Source organism: Floccifex porci, assembly GCF_009696175.1.
Lineage (GTDB): Bacteria > Bacillota_I > Bacilli_A > Erysipelotrichales > Erysipelotrichaceae > Floccifex > Floccifex porci.
In genome coordinates, this window is record NZ_VUMM01000003.1 from 1 (window position 1) to 15794 (window position 15794).

The window sequence follows — 15794 nt, forward strand, 5'->3', positions numbered from 1 at the left end:
CCCATATTGTTTAGATAAGGATTTTATAGTAACTCCAGATTTTCTTTTATGATATATTTCTATTCTTTGTTCTCTAGTAAGTTTTGCCATATAAAAATGAACCCCTTTCAATTGGTAGTCCAACTTTTGGGGTTCACTTCATTGTGTCACAAATATTTTATTATTTCTTTTAATTACTGCAGCTACTACTTTTATTGTTTTCATAAACTCATCCATTCACTATGTATTCATAAATATCTTTTCTTACAGGTACATCTAAATTCCATTCGATTTCAACTGCACTGCTATTTGTATTATTCATAACAAATTCTTTTATATTCCCAGTCGCATTCATTTGTCCTAAATAATAAAATTCTTTTGAAGTTTTATCATCTTTATTTTTTCTGACAAATAAATGTACCTGAATTCCTCTTTCTTTCGCATATATAAAATTCTGTATATCTTCTGAATTTTTATTTCGATTTGATTTAGAAATCGCAATTAATGTATTTGGATCTATAAAATGATCTTCATATTTCGTTGTTGCACTGATTCCTTCTTCTTTTTCATAATTTATAAATACAGGAAATGTTTTTGTCTTTTTATCAAATTTATATCCACCTATATTTTTTGGAACTTCATTGTGTTCCCAGTTTAATAATCGACATACATCTTCATAAGTATATTTCTGATACAATACAAAATCTGTATCTTTATACCGATTTATATAATTTTTCTGATAACGATACAATCCAAAAGCTATACATTCCTGAATCATATTATAAAATTCTTTATGATTTAATAAATGTTTAAATTCTTTTGATATACAATATTCTTCATTATTTTTTTCTATAAATATACAATCCATATATGTTTTTTTACCCGATCCAGATGGAAACTGATTGGTAAATAGATTTATGATTGTATCTATCTGATTCGAATTCATTTTAATTTTATATTCATTCCATACTTTATCTTTTACTGTATGAATTAAATTCTGATCCTGATTTAATAAACATTTTAAAAAGATTAATTCCTGCACTCTTTTTCCAGAAACCAGTTTTTTTGAGATAAATTCAATCATCTTTTCTTCCTGTTTATTTAAATGAATTGTATAGTCTTTTTCATATTTTTTTAGAAATTTATAATAAGAACCTAAACTATTGTTGTCAAAGATACGTAATACATCGATTTCTCCATATAAATCAAAATCCATTAATTCAGGAATACGTCCCAGTTTATCTTTTAAGTTCTGATAACAGGATCGAATTAATTTAATATCACTGAAATTGGCTTGATCCACTGCATCAAAGAATCGTTTTCGACTGATTTCATCAAAGTGAATCGTACTGGCTCCTGGTATTGTACTGTTTCCTTCTAATACATAATGACGTATATTGTCTTTGTTGTAAGAACGATCTCCAGATAAAGCAATGGGAATCATAAAGTTATTATTGTAATTTCCAATAAAATCTAATATCACAACGTATTCTTTTCCTTTTGATTTACGTAATCCTCTTCCTAACTGCTGAATAAAAACAATAGGAGATTGTGTAGGTCTTAACATAATGACCTGATTGACTTCAACAATGTCCACTCCTTCATTTAATATTTCCACTGAAAATATATAATCCAAAGGTTTTAACCCATTGGATTCATAATCCATAGCCAGTCTTTCAAAAGCTTCTTTTCTTTGTGCTTCACTGTGACCTCCATTTAAAGAAAGAGTTGAATATCCACATTCATTAAATTTTTTACTTAATTCATCTGCTTCTTTAATATTTCGACAGAAAATCAGTCCTTTAACTCGATTTCCACTGTAACCATAATAATTGGCCTGTTCTATAATGTGTTTTACTCTTTCCTCACTGACAAGCTGATTAAAATCAATACTTTGATCATCTGAAATCATTTTTAAGTCCGAAATACCATAATAATGAAATGGACACAATAAATCTTCTTCCATTGCCTGCTGCAAACGTATTTCATAAGCAATCTGATAATCAAAGATTTCATAAATATTTTTTTCTTCTCCATATTCTCTTTTATCTGGAGTTGCCGTCATTCCAAGCCATAATTCAGGTTTAAAATAATTCATGATTTTCTGATACGATTGTGCAGCACTATGGTGAGCTTCATCTAAAATAATACAGTTAAAATCATTGGGTTTATAATGGTATAAATGTTCATCTCGACTCAATGTATCTCTTGTCGCAAATACATAATCTGAATCATAATCACGATATCCATTTCCCACTAAACCCATTGTTTTCGTTTTTCCAAATACTTTTTCATAAGACTGTCTGGCCTGTAATGCCAGCTGATTTCGATGCACTAAAAATAAAACTCTTTTATAGTTCATCTCTCGCATCGCAAAAGCAGAAGCATAAGTCTTTCCTGTACCTGTAGCTGAAATCAATAGTGCTTTATTCTGATTATCTGAAACAATCTTTTCTAGATTTGAAATAAAAGAAACCTGCATAGAATTTGGTTTTAAGTTATACTGTTCCAGACTGGGTGAATCCGACTGTTTGGCAATCTTTCTTTGTGTCTGAATAATATTATACTGGATTCTATATTCTTCTATAAATTCTGAATAAGGAAGTGAATAATCACTGTTAAACAAATAATCAAATTCTGAATTTATATATTGTGCAAAATCCCCTTTTTCTCCGGAAATTAATTTTGTATTCCATTCTTTATTTCTTGTCAAAGCATTAGCCGTAAAATTTGAACTTCCAATAATAATTTTATAGACTTCCTCTTCTTTAAAAATATAGCCTTTTGTATGAAATCCATCCTGTGAATATTTTGTACGATACATCTTTAATTCTATATTTTTAAAAGAAGCAAGTTTATCTAAAGCTTTTGGTTCACTAAACATTAAATAATCTGTTGTTAATATTCTTCCATGTATATTTTTTTCTTCCAGTTCTTTTAAAGTCTGTAATAAACCAGCAATTCCTGACATTGTTATAAAGGCGACACTAATACTAAAAGAATCACAACGATTTAATTCTTCTTCAATTGTTGTTAATACTTTAATTCCTTTTTTATAATCATTTGTCAGAAACTGAGGCTTAAATTCATAATTTGATTCTACATTTGAATTCACAAAAGCAGAGATCAAACCTCTTTCTAATTCTTTTTCCATATTCATAGTAATTTCATTATACCAGCACTTTTCAAAAAGTAAAAAACACAAGGTTTATATTAACCTTGTGCTATGAATTGGATTTAATAATATCTTCTACATATTCTATATCGAACCCTTTTTTATACATGGATCGAATATTTTTACGTAAAGCATTAGTCTCTCCAATGGCTTCAACTTCCAGTTTGGCATTTCGTACTTTCTGGTTTCAATCCAGTTCATTTCTTTCTTCTTCTATTTTTCGTATCCATTCTTTTTCCTATTCATAATCCATTTTTATTCCTCCTATTTTTTATATACGAAACAAAAATAAAAAGTGACAAAAAAATGTATTTATATTCAAAAAATTGGATTTAATCATTTCTTCATTCTATTTTTCTTTATAGAATGATGCTCATAATCTTATATTTTTATGATTGTATGTCCTTTCACTTCTATATCCCTGGATATATCACATTTAATATTCCATATTCTTCTAAAAAAACGTCGAAAAATTTCGACGTTTAATTTTATTAAAATAATCCAATCTTTTTACGACCATATGCATCTGCAGCTAACATTGCGTTATATACCATTTCTGGATTTACTTCAAATGGCATATTGTGTAATGTATCATTTTCTGCACAGGCTGCAATGGCAACTGGCATTAAGTGTTCTCTACTTGTGTCTTCAATTCCCAGCTGTTCTAATGTAACTGGTAATCCCACGGATACCATCCAGCTTAATACATAGTTCAGTTCTTCTTCTTTAATATTTTCCAGTACCAGTTGTGTCAAAGTTCCAAAGTTTACTTTTTCTCCATGATTCATAGAATGACATTCTTCCAGTACTGTCAATCCATTATGAATCGCATGCGCTCCGGCTAATCCTCCAGATTCAAAGCCAATTCCGGATAATAAAGTATTGGCTTCAATAATCTTTTCAACAGATTTTGTACAGGCACCAACATCCAGAGCCACTCTAGCTTTTGGTCCTTCTTCAATCAATGTATCAAAACATAATTTTGCGATTCCTAAAGCAGCGACTCCTACTTTCCCTCCAGCACAAGTCAAGGCACCAGATTTATAACACGCTCTGGCTTCAAAATAGGTTGCCATAGCATCTCCCATACCTGCAACGGTTAAACGAACTGGACTTTTCGCAATAATATCTGTATCCATCAATACTAGATTTGGATTAGATGGCAAGAATAAATATTCTTCAAATACACCTTCATCGCTATAAATAACGGATAATGCCGAACATGGTGCATCTGTAGAAGCAATGGTAGGAGCTACGATTACTGGAATCTGACAATAATAAGCTACGGCTTTGGCTGTATCAAAGATTTTTCCTCCTCCCACTCCAATCATCACATCACATTGATTTTCTTTAACGATTTCTTTTAATCGATTGATTTCATTCTTTGAACATTCTCCATTAAAGTAATCAAATACGACCTGCACTTCATTCTTTTCAAAACTTTTTTCAATCTGATTTCCCTGGCGTTTATATCCTCCTTTTGAAATCAGACATAACGCTTTCTTTCCTAACTGTTTTGTATACGAACCAATATTATCCATTTCATTTGGTCCCTGTACATACTTACTTGGTGAAATAAAAACTGTAGACATAACAATTCCTCCTTTCTCTTATTATAAAATATTTCTTATTAAAAGAAAAAGGGAATCTTATTTCCCTTTCATATCTTCTTTAAACTGATTTAAATATTTTTCTTGATTTAAATTATCTTTTTTATTTTCATAAATCTTAGCCAGTAAAGCATCATTAGATGCTCTTTTTGCTCCTGTTAAAGATTCATTTTCTTTTAATAAAATATCTAAATACATATCGCTTTTATCAATATAAATACTGTACATGCGATTAGCCATTTCATGAAGACTTTCGCTTTTTGTATCGTTTAAAATTTTATCTTTATAATAAGATGATTTTTCTTTATTTTCTTTTTCTACATAATAACCAAAAGCTTTTGAATACAATTCATTTTTCTGTGCCTGATTCATTTTAATTTTTTCAAAAGATTCTAATACTATATCAATATTTTTATTTCTTAAAATTGCTGCATTTAATTTCATATAATGACGATTAAAAGGAGCAATTCTTCTTTGTGCATCTTCTGAATCAATCAACTGATCAAACTTCTTATAATCCTTTTTCAATAAAGCTCCAACCAATTCATCTTCGATTTTATTTTTTTCATTTTTCTGTTTTCTTCTTAAAAAGACATCTAAAATCAATAAAACAATAAACGATATAATAACAATGCTTTTCATCATAATACTCTAGTTTCCATCCAATCTGTATAATCATTATTGGCATCTCGATTTGGATCGGTTCCATTATTTTCTGGAACAAATGCAGAGATTGCCTGAATCACAGATGTAATCAGTAAAATGGAATGTGTATGTTTATACTCTTTTACATTAATAATCTGATCATCTGTATGATTCTTTGTATCAATCATACAAATATTGTATTTCTTTGTTTTACAATAATCAAATGTTTTATTCATAAGATTTTCATTTGTACCATCATTGATCAGTAAAACAAAAGATTCTTCATTCAAGGAACGATGCATACCATGTGAAAATTCAATAATATCACTAAACATTGTAGGAATGCATTGTGTTTCCATCAGTTTTAACTGTCCTTCCATTGCTGTGGCAAAATTCATTCCGTTTCCAATCACATAGATGTTGTTCATATTTTTTCCATAATTGTTTTTTAAACACCATTGAATGGTATTTTCAATACAGTCTGGAATGTCCTGAATCTGATTTTTGATTTCATCCATTAATTCATTTAAAGTATCAATGGAAATCTGTTTCTTTTCAAAAGCCATCTGTATGCTCATTGCCAGCAATACCACTAAAGTAGCACTGTATCCTTTTGTTTTGGCATTGCTTTCTTCTTCATTGACCTGCAGATAATATGTACAATCACTGATTTTCTCAATTGGAGAATCTTTTTCATTGGTAATGGATAATATTTTAAATCCTTCTGGACGAATGGATTCAATGGCTTCTAATACACCTCTTGAAGTTCCTGTTTGAGAAATTCCCATTACACAAGTTGTTTCTTTCTTTTCATATTGAATGGAAATACAATTGTTGATAAAAGCGGATGGTGTATAAACATATACACGAATTTTTGCCCATTTCGATAAGAAAGGAGCAATGGCACTGGCTGCATTGTATGAACTTCCATGCGCCACGATATATAAAGCTTCCATATCTAAAATTTCTAATTTTGTATTAAATGTTTTTAAAAGAAGGTCTTTTTCTTCTTTCATATATTTCCACATTACACTTTCAAACATATTTTTCTCCTTTTTGTTTATACATATTATATAGTAAACTCAAAATAATGAGTATTGCACCGATCAAAGAGTGCATAGTAAACCATTCTTTTAAAAAGATCAAAGCCAGTATAGGGGCAAAAATAACTTCACTCATACACACTACATTTGCACTAAAGGCAGGAATTCTTTCGATGCATTTGGCAAATGTAATACCGGATATTCCCACCGTTATGATTCCAGCTGCCAGTAAAAAGATTCCATCTTTTAAGGTAAAAGAAGCAACTGGATTTTTGATGGAATAAATCAGTAAAGCAAGAATAGAAATCAAATATTGTATTTTTACAGAGCTGATGGCATCGGCTTTTTCTTTGGTATTCAAATAAAACTGTAAGCCAAAAAAAGCACCGGAAAGAATCGCCAATCCATTTCCTAAAATGGAATCAAACGAAAAGCCATCTATAAAGAAGATGATCATTCCCGTTAAAGCCAGTAAAATCACAAAGATCTGATACATTTCTGGTTTCTTTCTCTGATCAATGCTTTGATAGATCAGTACAAAAATCATTGAACTGTATTGCAGAACGATTGCATTTCCAACGGTTGTATACTGATTGGCCAGTACGAAAGTTAAGTGCATCATAAACTGTATGAAACCGACGATCATTGTAAAAGCAGTAAAACGAATTTTTTCTTTTGTGTACAAAAGATTAAAGATCAGAGCAATCAATGCCTGAATACCGACAATCACAAAGGAAGACTGTCCTACTTCTTTTACAAACAATCCAGATGTTGACCAGCACAAGGCAGTAATCAAAGCAAATAAATAGCCTTTACCAGTCTGTGTCATCATCATCCTGCACTACTTCAAACTTTCCAATTCCATTTTTTCCGGTTTCAATGGCTTTGTTTACGATTTCTTCCTGACTGGCTTTCTGCATACGCATCATAACCATTTCCATCAGCATTCCTAAATTGGTTCCATAAACTACCTGAATTTTATCATTGTTCATCGCTTCCATAATTGCGGTATTAAAAGGGGTTCCACTTAGTAAATCACAGAAAACAACAATGGAATCACAATGAGATAAAGTTGAAATGGCCTGTTTTAAATTGTTTTCGATTTCCGTTTTTGTATCTGTTTCAGGAAAATCTACCGTCATTAAATCTTCCTGTTTTCCCATAATCAGTTCCAATGCACTTAAAATACCAGAAGCAAAATGTCCATGTCCTGTAATAATATATCCAATCATAGTCTTCCTTTCTAAAGAATAAGAGTTCAAAAAGAACTCTTATTCATAATGCGCCAATGCGATTTCAAATGGATTGATAGCTGTATCAATACCAATATCTTTAGCTCCTTTTGCTGCTACAAACTGAAAAGGTACTGTATACATTAATGGAGCTAAATATTTATTTGTTTTTACACTGAATACTAAATCTTTATCGTCTTTTTCATCCAATTCTTTGCATGTGATGACATGAACACGATCAGTATACTGTTTAAAAGCTTTTCGATACTCTATCATCTGATTCCATTCTGGCTCATCGGAACCAATCATAAATAAAGTATGTTTTGGATTTAATGCCATTGTAGGTCCATGAGAATATTCCACCATTTCATATCCCACAATTGGTAAACGAAGCATTTCTCCAATTTTTAACTGTGCTTCAATGGCTGTGGCAAAATCAATTCCATATCCCATCGCATACAAACAGTTACTGTTGACAATGGTTACTTTATTTCTTTCATACCAGGCTTCACTTTCCACAATTACCTGATCAAACTGATTGACCAGTTTTTCTACCTGATCATATCCATCCACCTTAGCTAAGGCAATGGCCCATAAATAAACAGTTAATACCGATACTGTATATCCTTTTGTTTCAGGTGGTAAAAGTTCATCTCCAACCAGTAAATGCACTTTTGTATCTACATAATCACAGATTTTGCTTTCTAAATTTCCTGTTAAAGCTAAAGTTGGATACCCATTGGCTTTGGCATATTCCATGATTTCACAAGTTGAAACCGATGTTCCTGACTGAGAAATTCCCACAAATAAGATTTCTTCTTTCTTTAAGGAATTAGACCAGTCTGGCTGTTCATAATATTTAAAAACATTTGGATAATAAGCCTGTGCATCAATATGACAAATGTGTTTAAAATAATAAGTTGCCAGTAAAGAAACATTATAAGAAGTTCCTGAACCAAAAAATAAAATTTTCTTTTTTCCTTTACAGGCTTCTAAAAAAGGCTGAATAAACACTTCTCTATTTTTAAATACATAGCGTAAACGCTCAGGCTGTTCTCTCATATACCCAATTACAGACACTTCACTCATACAATTATCCCTTCCTGATTTCATCGATTATATCTTCTCTAGGTTCACTTGGAACCATCTGCGATATAATTTTAACTCCATATTCACTTAATTTGATAAAAGCTTCTTTTTCTTCTTTTGAAACAAATAATGTTTTACGAATTCTGGTAGAATCTGGTTTAGAAGCCATATTTCCTACTGTAATTTCTTTAAAATGATATCCTTTTTCATACAGTTTTAATAACGGAATGGAACTTTGACATAAAATCATTACGCGAATTCCTTCATCAATTTTACGATTGAATTTATCCGCTGCTGAATCCGTTGAAAAAATAGATAATTTACATTTATCTGGACATCCAAATTTTAAAGCTGTTTTTCGTTGTGCATCGTGAATGATTTCATCATCCACAATAACGATTCTTTGAAGATTATGATGAGGGATCCAGAATCCACACACTTGTCCATGGATCAGTCGATCATCAATTCGAATATCACAAATCATAAGTCTCTCCTATGCGATAATACCAAATACACCTAATACAAAGGCAATCACGATTACACCAATTGTGATTTTTAATGTGCTGACTTTATTCTTTAATAATTTCAGGATAATCAGTACAGCGGATAAAGACAACAATTGTGGACACAACTGATCCAAGTATTCCTGTAATACGATCGTATTTCCTGCAATATCAAATTGTAAAGGAGAACTGATTCCGATCCAGGATGCCGTTAAACATCCAACCGAAGCAATCCCGACAATTCCAGCACAATAGGTAAACAAGTCCATTTTTCCAGAAGACTGCAGGTTTTCTAAGAAACCAGCTCCCTGGTTATATCCAATTTTTAATCCATAGTAACGAGTTAAGAAGTTTGGAATGTTAAAGATCAGCAACAGTACCAAAGGTCCCATGATATTTCCCTGTAAGGCAAAGCTGGCTCCTAAGGAACAGGCAAGAACTCTAAAGATTCCCCAGAAGAATGTATCTCCAATTCCACTTAATGGTCCCATTAAAGAAACTTTTAAAGCATTGATCGTTGTTTTATCCATTGAAGGATCTTCTTTAGCCTGTTCTTCCATGGCAACCGTCAGTCCCATAACAAATGGAGATGGAGCTACTGTCATATTGAAGGCTTCCAGATGACGATGCATTGCTTCTTTTAATCCTTCTGGATCATTGGCATAAATTCGTTTTAAACTTGGTAAAACGGCATACAGGAATCCCAATCCTTCCATTCTTTCATAGTTGAAAGAACCTAATAAAGTAAAGGAACGCCAGAAGATGGATTTAAATTCTTTTTTTGATAGTTCTCTTGCCATATTAGTCGTCCTCCCATTCATCTTCTACTTTTTCGACAACAGGTGCACTTTTTAACTGATTGACTTTAATTTCATAAATAATTAAAGCAATCGCAACACTGATGGCACATACACCAACCATATCCACACCTAAATAAGCTGCCAGTGCAAATCCAATGATGAAATATGGAATCAATTTTACATCCCATAAAATATTCAGCAACAAAGCAAATCCCATTGCAGGAAGAGCAACCGCTACTGCACTCAATCCATTTTGTGCCCATTCAGGAATACCAGCAACAATGGCATCGATTACACCCGATCCAACATATAAAACAATAAACGTGAAAGAGAAATAAATCAGGAATGTGAAGAATCCACATAAGAAATGAATCCCAATTAGTTTCTTTTCATTCCCCTGATCAATGGCTGCATCCGCACTGTGCATCAATGCAGAAAAAGCTGTCATTTTCATTATGTTTAACATCTGCATGATAACCGCAACCGGTAAGGCAAAGGCAACCGCAACTTCTAAGTCACTTCCTGTCATTAAAGCGACTGCAGCTCCAATGGTTCCACCAGAACCAATGTCCAGATTCGCTGTAGGTCCAATATTGGTTGCACCCATCCACATCAGCTGTAATGATCCACCAATAAATAAACCTTTTGCGACATCACCCATGATCAATCCAACCAGGAAACCAGTAATAACGGGTTCTCTTAATTTACATTCACCCAGCCAGTCTCCTTCCAACTGTGTCAAAGCACAAACACAGCCAATCAGTATCGCTTGAACCAAACTCATATATTTTCCCTCCTTTGATTCAATTGGTATATTATGTATACCACTTATAACCAATATAAAGGATAAAATAGACATAAATCAAGCATTTTTTCATTTTTTGATTGTTTAAACTATAGCACTTTTAAATCTATAAAAAAAGTGTGGTATACCACACTCAATCCAGATCAATTTGTGTACGAAAACGGAACGTTGTATATTTCGGATGATGATAAGATATTGTATATTCTACCAGCTGATTCATATTATCATATCCTAAATAATCAAATAAAAAATAACGATCGCTTTCTTTTGCTTCCATTACCTGTATATATTCTTTAGGCAATTTTTCAATACGAAGATAAGAAACCATTGTCTTAGGCCGATGATTTCGATCCTGCATATAATCGTATAAAGAACCATTCACAAAATCAAATCGCTCTGCATCTTCAAACAGATCACATGGAATGTATGTCTTCTGTAAAGCATAGGGAGCATCATTAATTAAAGACATTCGTATAATTTCATATACCCATTCCACTTTAAATGCTTCTTTGATTTCTCCTTCTGGTTTTACTTTCTGCATCGACAACAGAATACGACTGCTTTTCATTCCTCTTTGACGAATCTGTTTACTTAAAGATAAAATCTCCTCCTGATTTCCCAGATCTACCGTTCCCTGTATTTGAGGAATGGCTTTTACATACGTGCCTGAACCTCGAATGGATTCCAGAATTCCTTTTTCTTCTAAATGTTTGATCGCATTTCGAACCGTCATACGATTGATTCCATATTTTTCCGACATCACTCTTTCAGAATCCAGCTTGTCGCCAATCTTTAATTCCTGTGAAACAATTTTCTTTTCAATGCTGTTCATCAGCTGCTGATAGATTGCAACGGGTTTGCTCATAATCTTGACACACTCCTGAAACGATAAAATTCAGGCAAAGAAGAAATTTCAAAATATTCTAATACATGCCCATTTGTCTTAATGGTAATCCCCTTTGTCAAAAGAACTTCTTCCCCTTTTTTTAAATTTAATGTTTCACATTCAAAATCATTGGCTCCCACCAGCAACACTTCTTCATCTGATTTTAATTTATGAATTCCTTTTTCAGAACTTAACAGTTTATATAAAGAAACATGATTAAAATCCATCTCTTCCATTCCTTTTACTTCTTCTAAAGGAATATATGTCTTTTCAATAGATACTGGAATCTCATCGACTACCCTTATTTTTTCCAGATAAAAAAGTTTTGTTGCCAAAGGAACATTCAACTGTTTTGAAATATAATAATTGGATTCTATAATTTTCTGATTCAGTACTTTATTTTCAAGTTTTTTCCCCTGCTCATTTAAAATTCCAGATATCGGTTTTAAACTATCTAAATCCCTTAATACATAATTTTCCATAAAAGTATTATATCACGAAGTGCAAAAATGTAAGCGTTTTATTCAAACTCTTTTAGATGTGTAGTCGTACTTCGTATAGGATCACAATAAAAATTTCTTATAAAGATATATTATTGACTTTCAAAACATTAAATATTTTCATTTTTTGAAAGTGAGGAATCAGCATGAAAACAATTGAAAGAAGCGAATATCTCAATCGAATTAAAAATCTAAAAAACACTCCCGATATTAAAGTGATTACTGGTATCCGCAGATCAGGAAAGTCAATCCTGATGCAGGAATATGTCTCTTATCTGAAAGATCACTATGAGGATATCAATATTATTTTTATTGACTTTATGGATCTTTCTTTTGAAGCTCTGAAAGAGTATCACGCCCTTCATACATACGTTGAAGAACATTACAGACAGGGCAAAGAGAATTATCTTTTTATTGATGAAGTTCAAATGTGTCTAAATTTCGAACTGGCCGTAAACAGCCTTTATTCCAAAAGAAAATACGATATTTATATCACAGGATCCAATGCTTTTTTACTGAGTGCAGATTTGGCAACTCTTTTTACAGGCAGGTACATTGAAATCCATATTTATCCATTCAGTTTCAAAGAATACTGTAAATATTATAGTGAAAATTCTGACATAGATATGCTTTTTGAAGAATATACAATCAAAGGTGGTTTTGCTGGATCTTATGCCTATAATACTGAAAAAGACAGGAAGGATTACATTAAGGAAGTGTATGAAACAATTGTCACAAGAGATCTTGCACAAAAATATTCACTGCCAGATACTCAGATGTTACAGCGTTTAAGCGAATTTTTGATGGATAATATCTCTAACCTGACTTCACCAAGCAAGATCAGTAATATGTTAACATCAACCAATCATGTCACCATCGGCAAGTATATTAAATACCTGTGCAACGCTTTTGTCTTCTATGATATCAAGCGTTATGATATTCGTGGCAAGAAGTATCTGAAAAGTACTGAAAAATTTTACTTAAGCGATGTCGGTATGCGTTATGCCATACTTGGAACCAGAAATATGGATTTTGGTAGAGTTTACGAAAATATGGTCTGTCTTGAATTGTTACGCAGAGGATACGATGTTTATGTCGGAAAGCTGTACCAGAAGGAAATTGATTTTGTAGCGCAAAAAGGAAGCGAAAAAATCTATATACAGGTAAGCGACAATATCACTGAAGAGGAAACATTTAAAAGAGAATATACACCTCTTTTGCAGATTCGGGATGCCTATCCAAAAATCATCATTGCCAGAACGAATCATCCTGAATATTCCTATGAAGGTATACGGATTTTTGACATAAAGGACTGGCTTTTAAATCAATAAGAACGCACAAACGAGGATATTATCCTCGTTTAAATTGTTTTATATCTACTGCTTTAAAACCACAATCGGTTAAAACCATCATTTCTTTAAAACCAATCTTTTCAAGAGAAGCTAAAGTGCTATCATATCCAGCATCCAGATCTTTACGATTGTGACAATCACTATTTAATATTATTTTTCCATTCTTTGAAGCAATATATTCCAGTAAATGAACTTCTGGATACGCCTGACTTCGATAGCCTCTTGCCATAGCTCCCGTATTCACTTCAATGATTTTATCTTTTGAAAGAAGACAGTCTAATGCATCACAAGCCATATTTATATATTTTCTATTTGAAAAAGAAAGAAAAGACTGGTCTTCATTGTATTTCATAATTAAATCAAAATGTCCAATTATATCCACTTCATCCCAATCAGCCATTTGAATGATATCTTCATAATAATTTTTCGCATACAGTAAAAAATCATTTGAAAATTGACTCTGAACAATCTTTTTTGTGATTTCTTTTGAACAATCCACTCCATTTTCATATCCTGTTCCATTTACACAATGTTTTGAACCAATAATATAATCAAATGAATCTGGATGTTTTACTCTATACAGCATATCCTGTTCAATTCCTGTATAGATAGAAATCTGATCTTTATATTTATTTTTTAAGCCCTTTAATTCTTTCTGATATTTTATAATGGTTTCTTCATCCATTCCCAATGTTTCATCTGGTGTATATCCATGAGAAGAAAAACCAAGAATGGTAAATTCTTTTTCAATAGCTGTTTGAATCATTTCTTCAAAAGAATCTTTTCCATCACAATATAAGCTATGTGTATGTAAATTCTGTTTAATCATGACTTAACCTCTCAAACCATTTAACACACCCTTCATAAATATCTCTATAGGCTTTTTCAAAATCATCTGTATACCATGGATCGGATACACTTCGATTTTCTAATAAAGGATAAATTTTATGTTTTGAATCATAAGGAAAACGACGATGCAGGTTGTTCATATTGTATGAATCCATTCCAATAATATAATCAAAACGATCATAATCTTCTCTGCAGATCTGACGAGCTTTTCGTTTTGTATAAGGAACTCGTTTCTGATCTAACATTCTTTTTGCCGGTGGATACATATCATTACCAATTTCTTCTGTACTAGTAGCAGCCGATTCAATATAAAACTGATCGGATACCCCTTTAATATCTACTAATTTTTTCATAATAAATTCTGCCATTGGACTTCTGCATATATTGCCATGACAGATGAATAGTATTTTTATCATGTGTTTCAACCTCCTATTTTGCTTGATTTTTGTGTATCTAAGCAAGCTTTTGCATATTTTTTCCTTTGAGTATATAAAATTTAACTGATTTTCCCACAGTGAGTCTGTCATGAATGAAATTCCTTAAAAATACCTAAAACACCAGGCATTAACGAACTTCAGTTTCTTTAATTCTTCTTTCAAATCTTACATGAGTATATGTGTTAAGAGTAACACGGATATCCATATGTCCCATCAGATACTGTAATGACTTTATATAAGAAACCAGCTTTCCCCTGTATTTCTAATCCACATTAGTATTCCCTACTCAAAAGGAAATCCGCAACACGCATACTCTTAATGCCTTCGTAATTACCTCTGGCAAATTCGTCGGTCCTAAGAACGTATTTCGGATAGTTATCTTTAATTTCAAGTAAACGGTCATACTCTCTTTGCTCGGTTTTCTCAGATCGTATTTCCTGGGTAACCTGCACATACAATTTTTCACCTTGACGCTGTGCGACAAAATCAGCCTCACCATCTGCCATCTTACCTATATTAACCTCATAGCCTCGCCTGCAAAGCTCCAGATAGACAACATTTTCCAAGCTGGAAGCAACACTGTCCGGATTATATCCCAGAACACTATATCGAAGCGCAGGATCTGCCAGATAAAATTTTTCCTGTGTCTTCAGAATCTCTTTCCCCTGAAGATCATATCTGGAGCAACGATGCAGCAGATATGCCTTTTCCAGTTTTTCCAAATAACTGTATACAGTCTCATTATCTATCTTTCTATGCTCTGATTTCAAATAGTCTGATATGGATTTTGCAGAAAAAGTATTTCCCACATTGGAAAATGTGTATTTTACCACTCTCTCCAACTAATCAACTTTACGAATCTGATTTCTCCTTACAATATCAGAAAAGA

16 protein-coding genes are annotated in these 15794 nt (G+C 32.2%); 1 reads left to right on the forward strand and 15 read right to left on the reverse strand.

Annotation, left to right across the window (positions count from 1 at the left end):
- Nucleotides 1-208: 208 nt before the first annotated feature.
- From FYJ50_RS02365 to FYJ50_RS02420, 12 genes are all read right to left on the reverse strand, one after another.
- The gene (locus tag FYJ50_RS02365; protein ID WP_205946386.1) at nucleotides 209-3133 is read right to left on the reverse strand and encodes a DEAD/DEAH box helicase; all 2925 of its coding nucleotides are present in this window, start codon (nucleotides 3131-3133) and stop codon (nucleotides 209-211) included.
- A 512-nt stretch (nucleotides 3134-3645) separates the two neighbouring features.
- Entirely contained in the window at nucleotides 3646-4746 is a 1101-nt protein-coding gene (locus FYJ50_RS02370; protein WP_154459445.1) for a glycerol dehydrogenase, read from the reverse strand.
- Nucleotides 4747-4803: 57 nt separating this feature from the next.
- On the reverse strand, nucleotides 4804-5406 hold the full coding sequence (locus FYJ50_RS02375) for a hypothetical protein (RefSeq protein ID WP_205946387.1): 603 nt from the start codon (nucleotides 5404-5406) through the stop codon (nucleotides 4804-4806).
- Nucleotides 5406-6452 carry an SIS domain-containing protein gene (locus FYJ50_RS02380; RefSeq protein ID WP_154459447.1) on the reverse strand — a complete coding sequence of 349 codons (1047 nt, stop codon included), beginning with the start codon at nucleotides 6450-6452 and terminating at the stop codon, nucleotides 5406-5408. The genes FYJ50_RS02375 and FYJ50_RS02380 overlap by 1 nt, the downstream gene beginning before the upstream one ends.
- Entirely contained in the window at nucleotides 6445-7287 is an 843-nt protein-coding gene (locus FYJ50_RS02385) for a DMT family transporter (RefSeq protein WP_154459448.1), read from the reverse strand. The genes FYJ50_RS02380 and FYJ50_RS02385 overlap by 8 nt, the downstream gene beginning before the upstream one ends.
- Nucleotides 7265-7684: a PTS galactosamine/N-acetylgalactosamine transporter subunit IIA gene (gene agaF / locus FYJ50_RS02390; protein ID WP_154459449.1), complete on the reverse strand. Its 420-nt coding sequence runs from the start codon at nucleotides 7682-7684 to the stop codon at nucleotides 7265-7267. The genes FYJ50_RS02385 and agaF overlap by 23 nt, the downstream gene beginning before the upstream one ends.
- 39 nt (nucleotides 7685-7723) lie before the next feature.
- On the reverse strand, nucleotides 7724-8773 hold the full coding sequence (locus FYJ50_RS02395; RefSeq protein WP_154459450.1) for an SIS domain-containing protein: 1050 nt from the start codon (nucleotides 8771-8773) through the stop codon (nucleotides 7724-7726).
- Between the two features lie 4 nt (nucleotides 8774-8777).
- A complete protein-coding gene (locus FYJ50_RS02400) occupies nucleotides 8778-9257 on the reverse strand; it encodes a PTS sugar transporter subunit IIB (RefSeq protein WP_154459451.1) in 480 nt (159 codons plus the stop codon).
- Between the two features lie 9 nt (nucleotides 9258-9266).
- The gene (locus tag FYJ50_RS02405) at nucleotides 9267-10076 is read right to left on the reverse strand and encodes a PTS system mannose/fructose/sorbose family transporter subunit IID (protein WP_235900905.1); all 810 of its coding nucleotides are present in this window, start codon (nucleotides 10074-10076) and stop codon (nucleotides 9267-9269) included.
- Between the two features lies 1 nt (nucleotide 10077).
- Complete coding sequence (locus tag FYJ50_RS02410) at nucleotides 10078-10860, reverse strand: PTS mannose/fructose/sorbose/N-acetylgalactosamine transporter subunit IIC (RefSeq protein WP_154459453.1); 783 nt, start codon at nucleotides 10858-10860, stop codon at nucleotides 10078-10080.
- Nucleotides 10861-11014: 154 nt separating this feature from the next.
- Nucleotides 11015-11746: a GntR family transcriptional regulator gene (locus FYJ50_RS02415; RefSeq protein WP_154459454.1), complete on the reverse strand. Its 732-nt coding sequence runs from the start codon at nucleotides 11744-11746 to the stop codon at nucleotides 11015-11017.
- The gene (locus FYJ50_RS02420; RefSeq protein ID WP_154459455.1) at nucleotides 11743-12249 is read right to left on the reverse strand and encodes a GntR family transcriptional regulator; all 507 of its coding nucleotides are present in this window, start codon (nucleotides 12247-12249) and stop codon (nucleotides 11743-11745) included. The genes FYJ50_RS02415 and FYJ50_RS02420 overlap by 4 nt, the downstream gene beginning before the upstream one ends.
- Nucleotides 12250-12413: 164 nt before the next feature.
- Here FYJ50_RS02420 and FYJ50_RS02425 point away from each other — a divergent pair, with 164 nt between their 5' ends.
- Nucleotides 12414-13598 (forward strand): ATP-binding protein, encoded by a 1185-nt coding sequence (locus tag FYJ50_RS02425; protein WP_154459456.1) that lies wholly within the window; start codon nucleotides 12414-12416, stop codon nucleotides 13596-13598.
- 19 nt (nucleotides 13599-13617) lie between these two features.
- Here the strand turns inward: FYJ50_RS02425 and FYJ50_RS02430 are convergent, their stop codons facing one another.
- The 3 genes from FYJ50_RS02430 to FYJ50_RS10625 all read right to left on the reverse strand — a co-directional run bounded on the left by FYJ50_RS02430 (nucleotide 13618) and on the right by FYJ50_RS10625 (nucleotide 15738).
- On the reverse strand, nucleotides 13618-14448 hold the full coding sequence (locus FYJ50_RS02430; protein WP_154459457.1) for a histidinol-phosphatase: 831 nt from the start codon (nucleotides 14446-14448) through the stop codon (nucleotides 13618-13620).
- Nucleotides 14441-14884, reverse strand: a complete 444-nt coding sequence (locus FYJ50_RS02435; protein ID WP_154459458.1) for a low molecular weight protein-tyrosine-phosphatase — start codon at nucleotides 14882-14884, stop codon at nucleotides 14441-14443. Before FYJ50_RS02435 ends, FYJ50_RS02430 begins: the two co-directional genes overlap by 8 nt.
- A 293-nt stretch (nucleotides 14885-15177) precedes the next feature.
- Nucleotides 15178-15738: an ATP-binding protein gene (locus FYJ50_RS10625; RefSeq protein WP_420841791.1), complete on the reverse strand. Its 561-nt coding sequence runs from the start codon at nucleotides 15736-15738 to the stop codon at nucleotides 15178-15180.
- Nucleotides 15739-15794 lie beyond the last annotated feature (56 nt).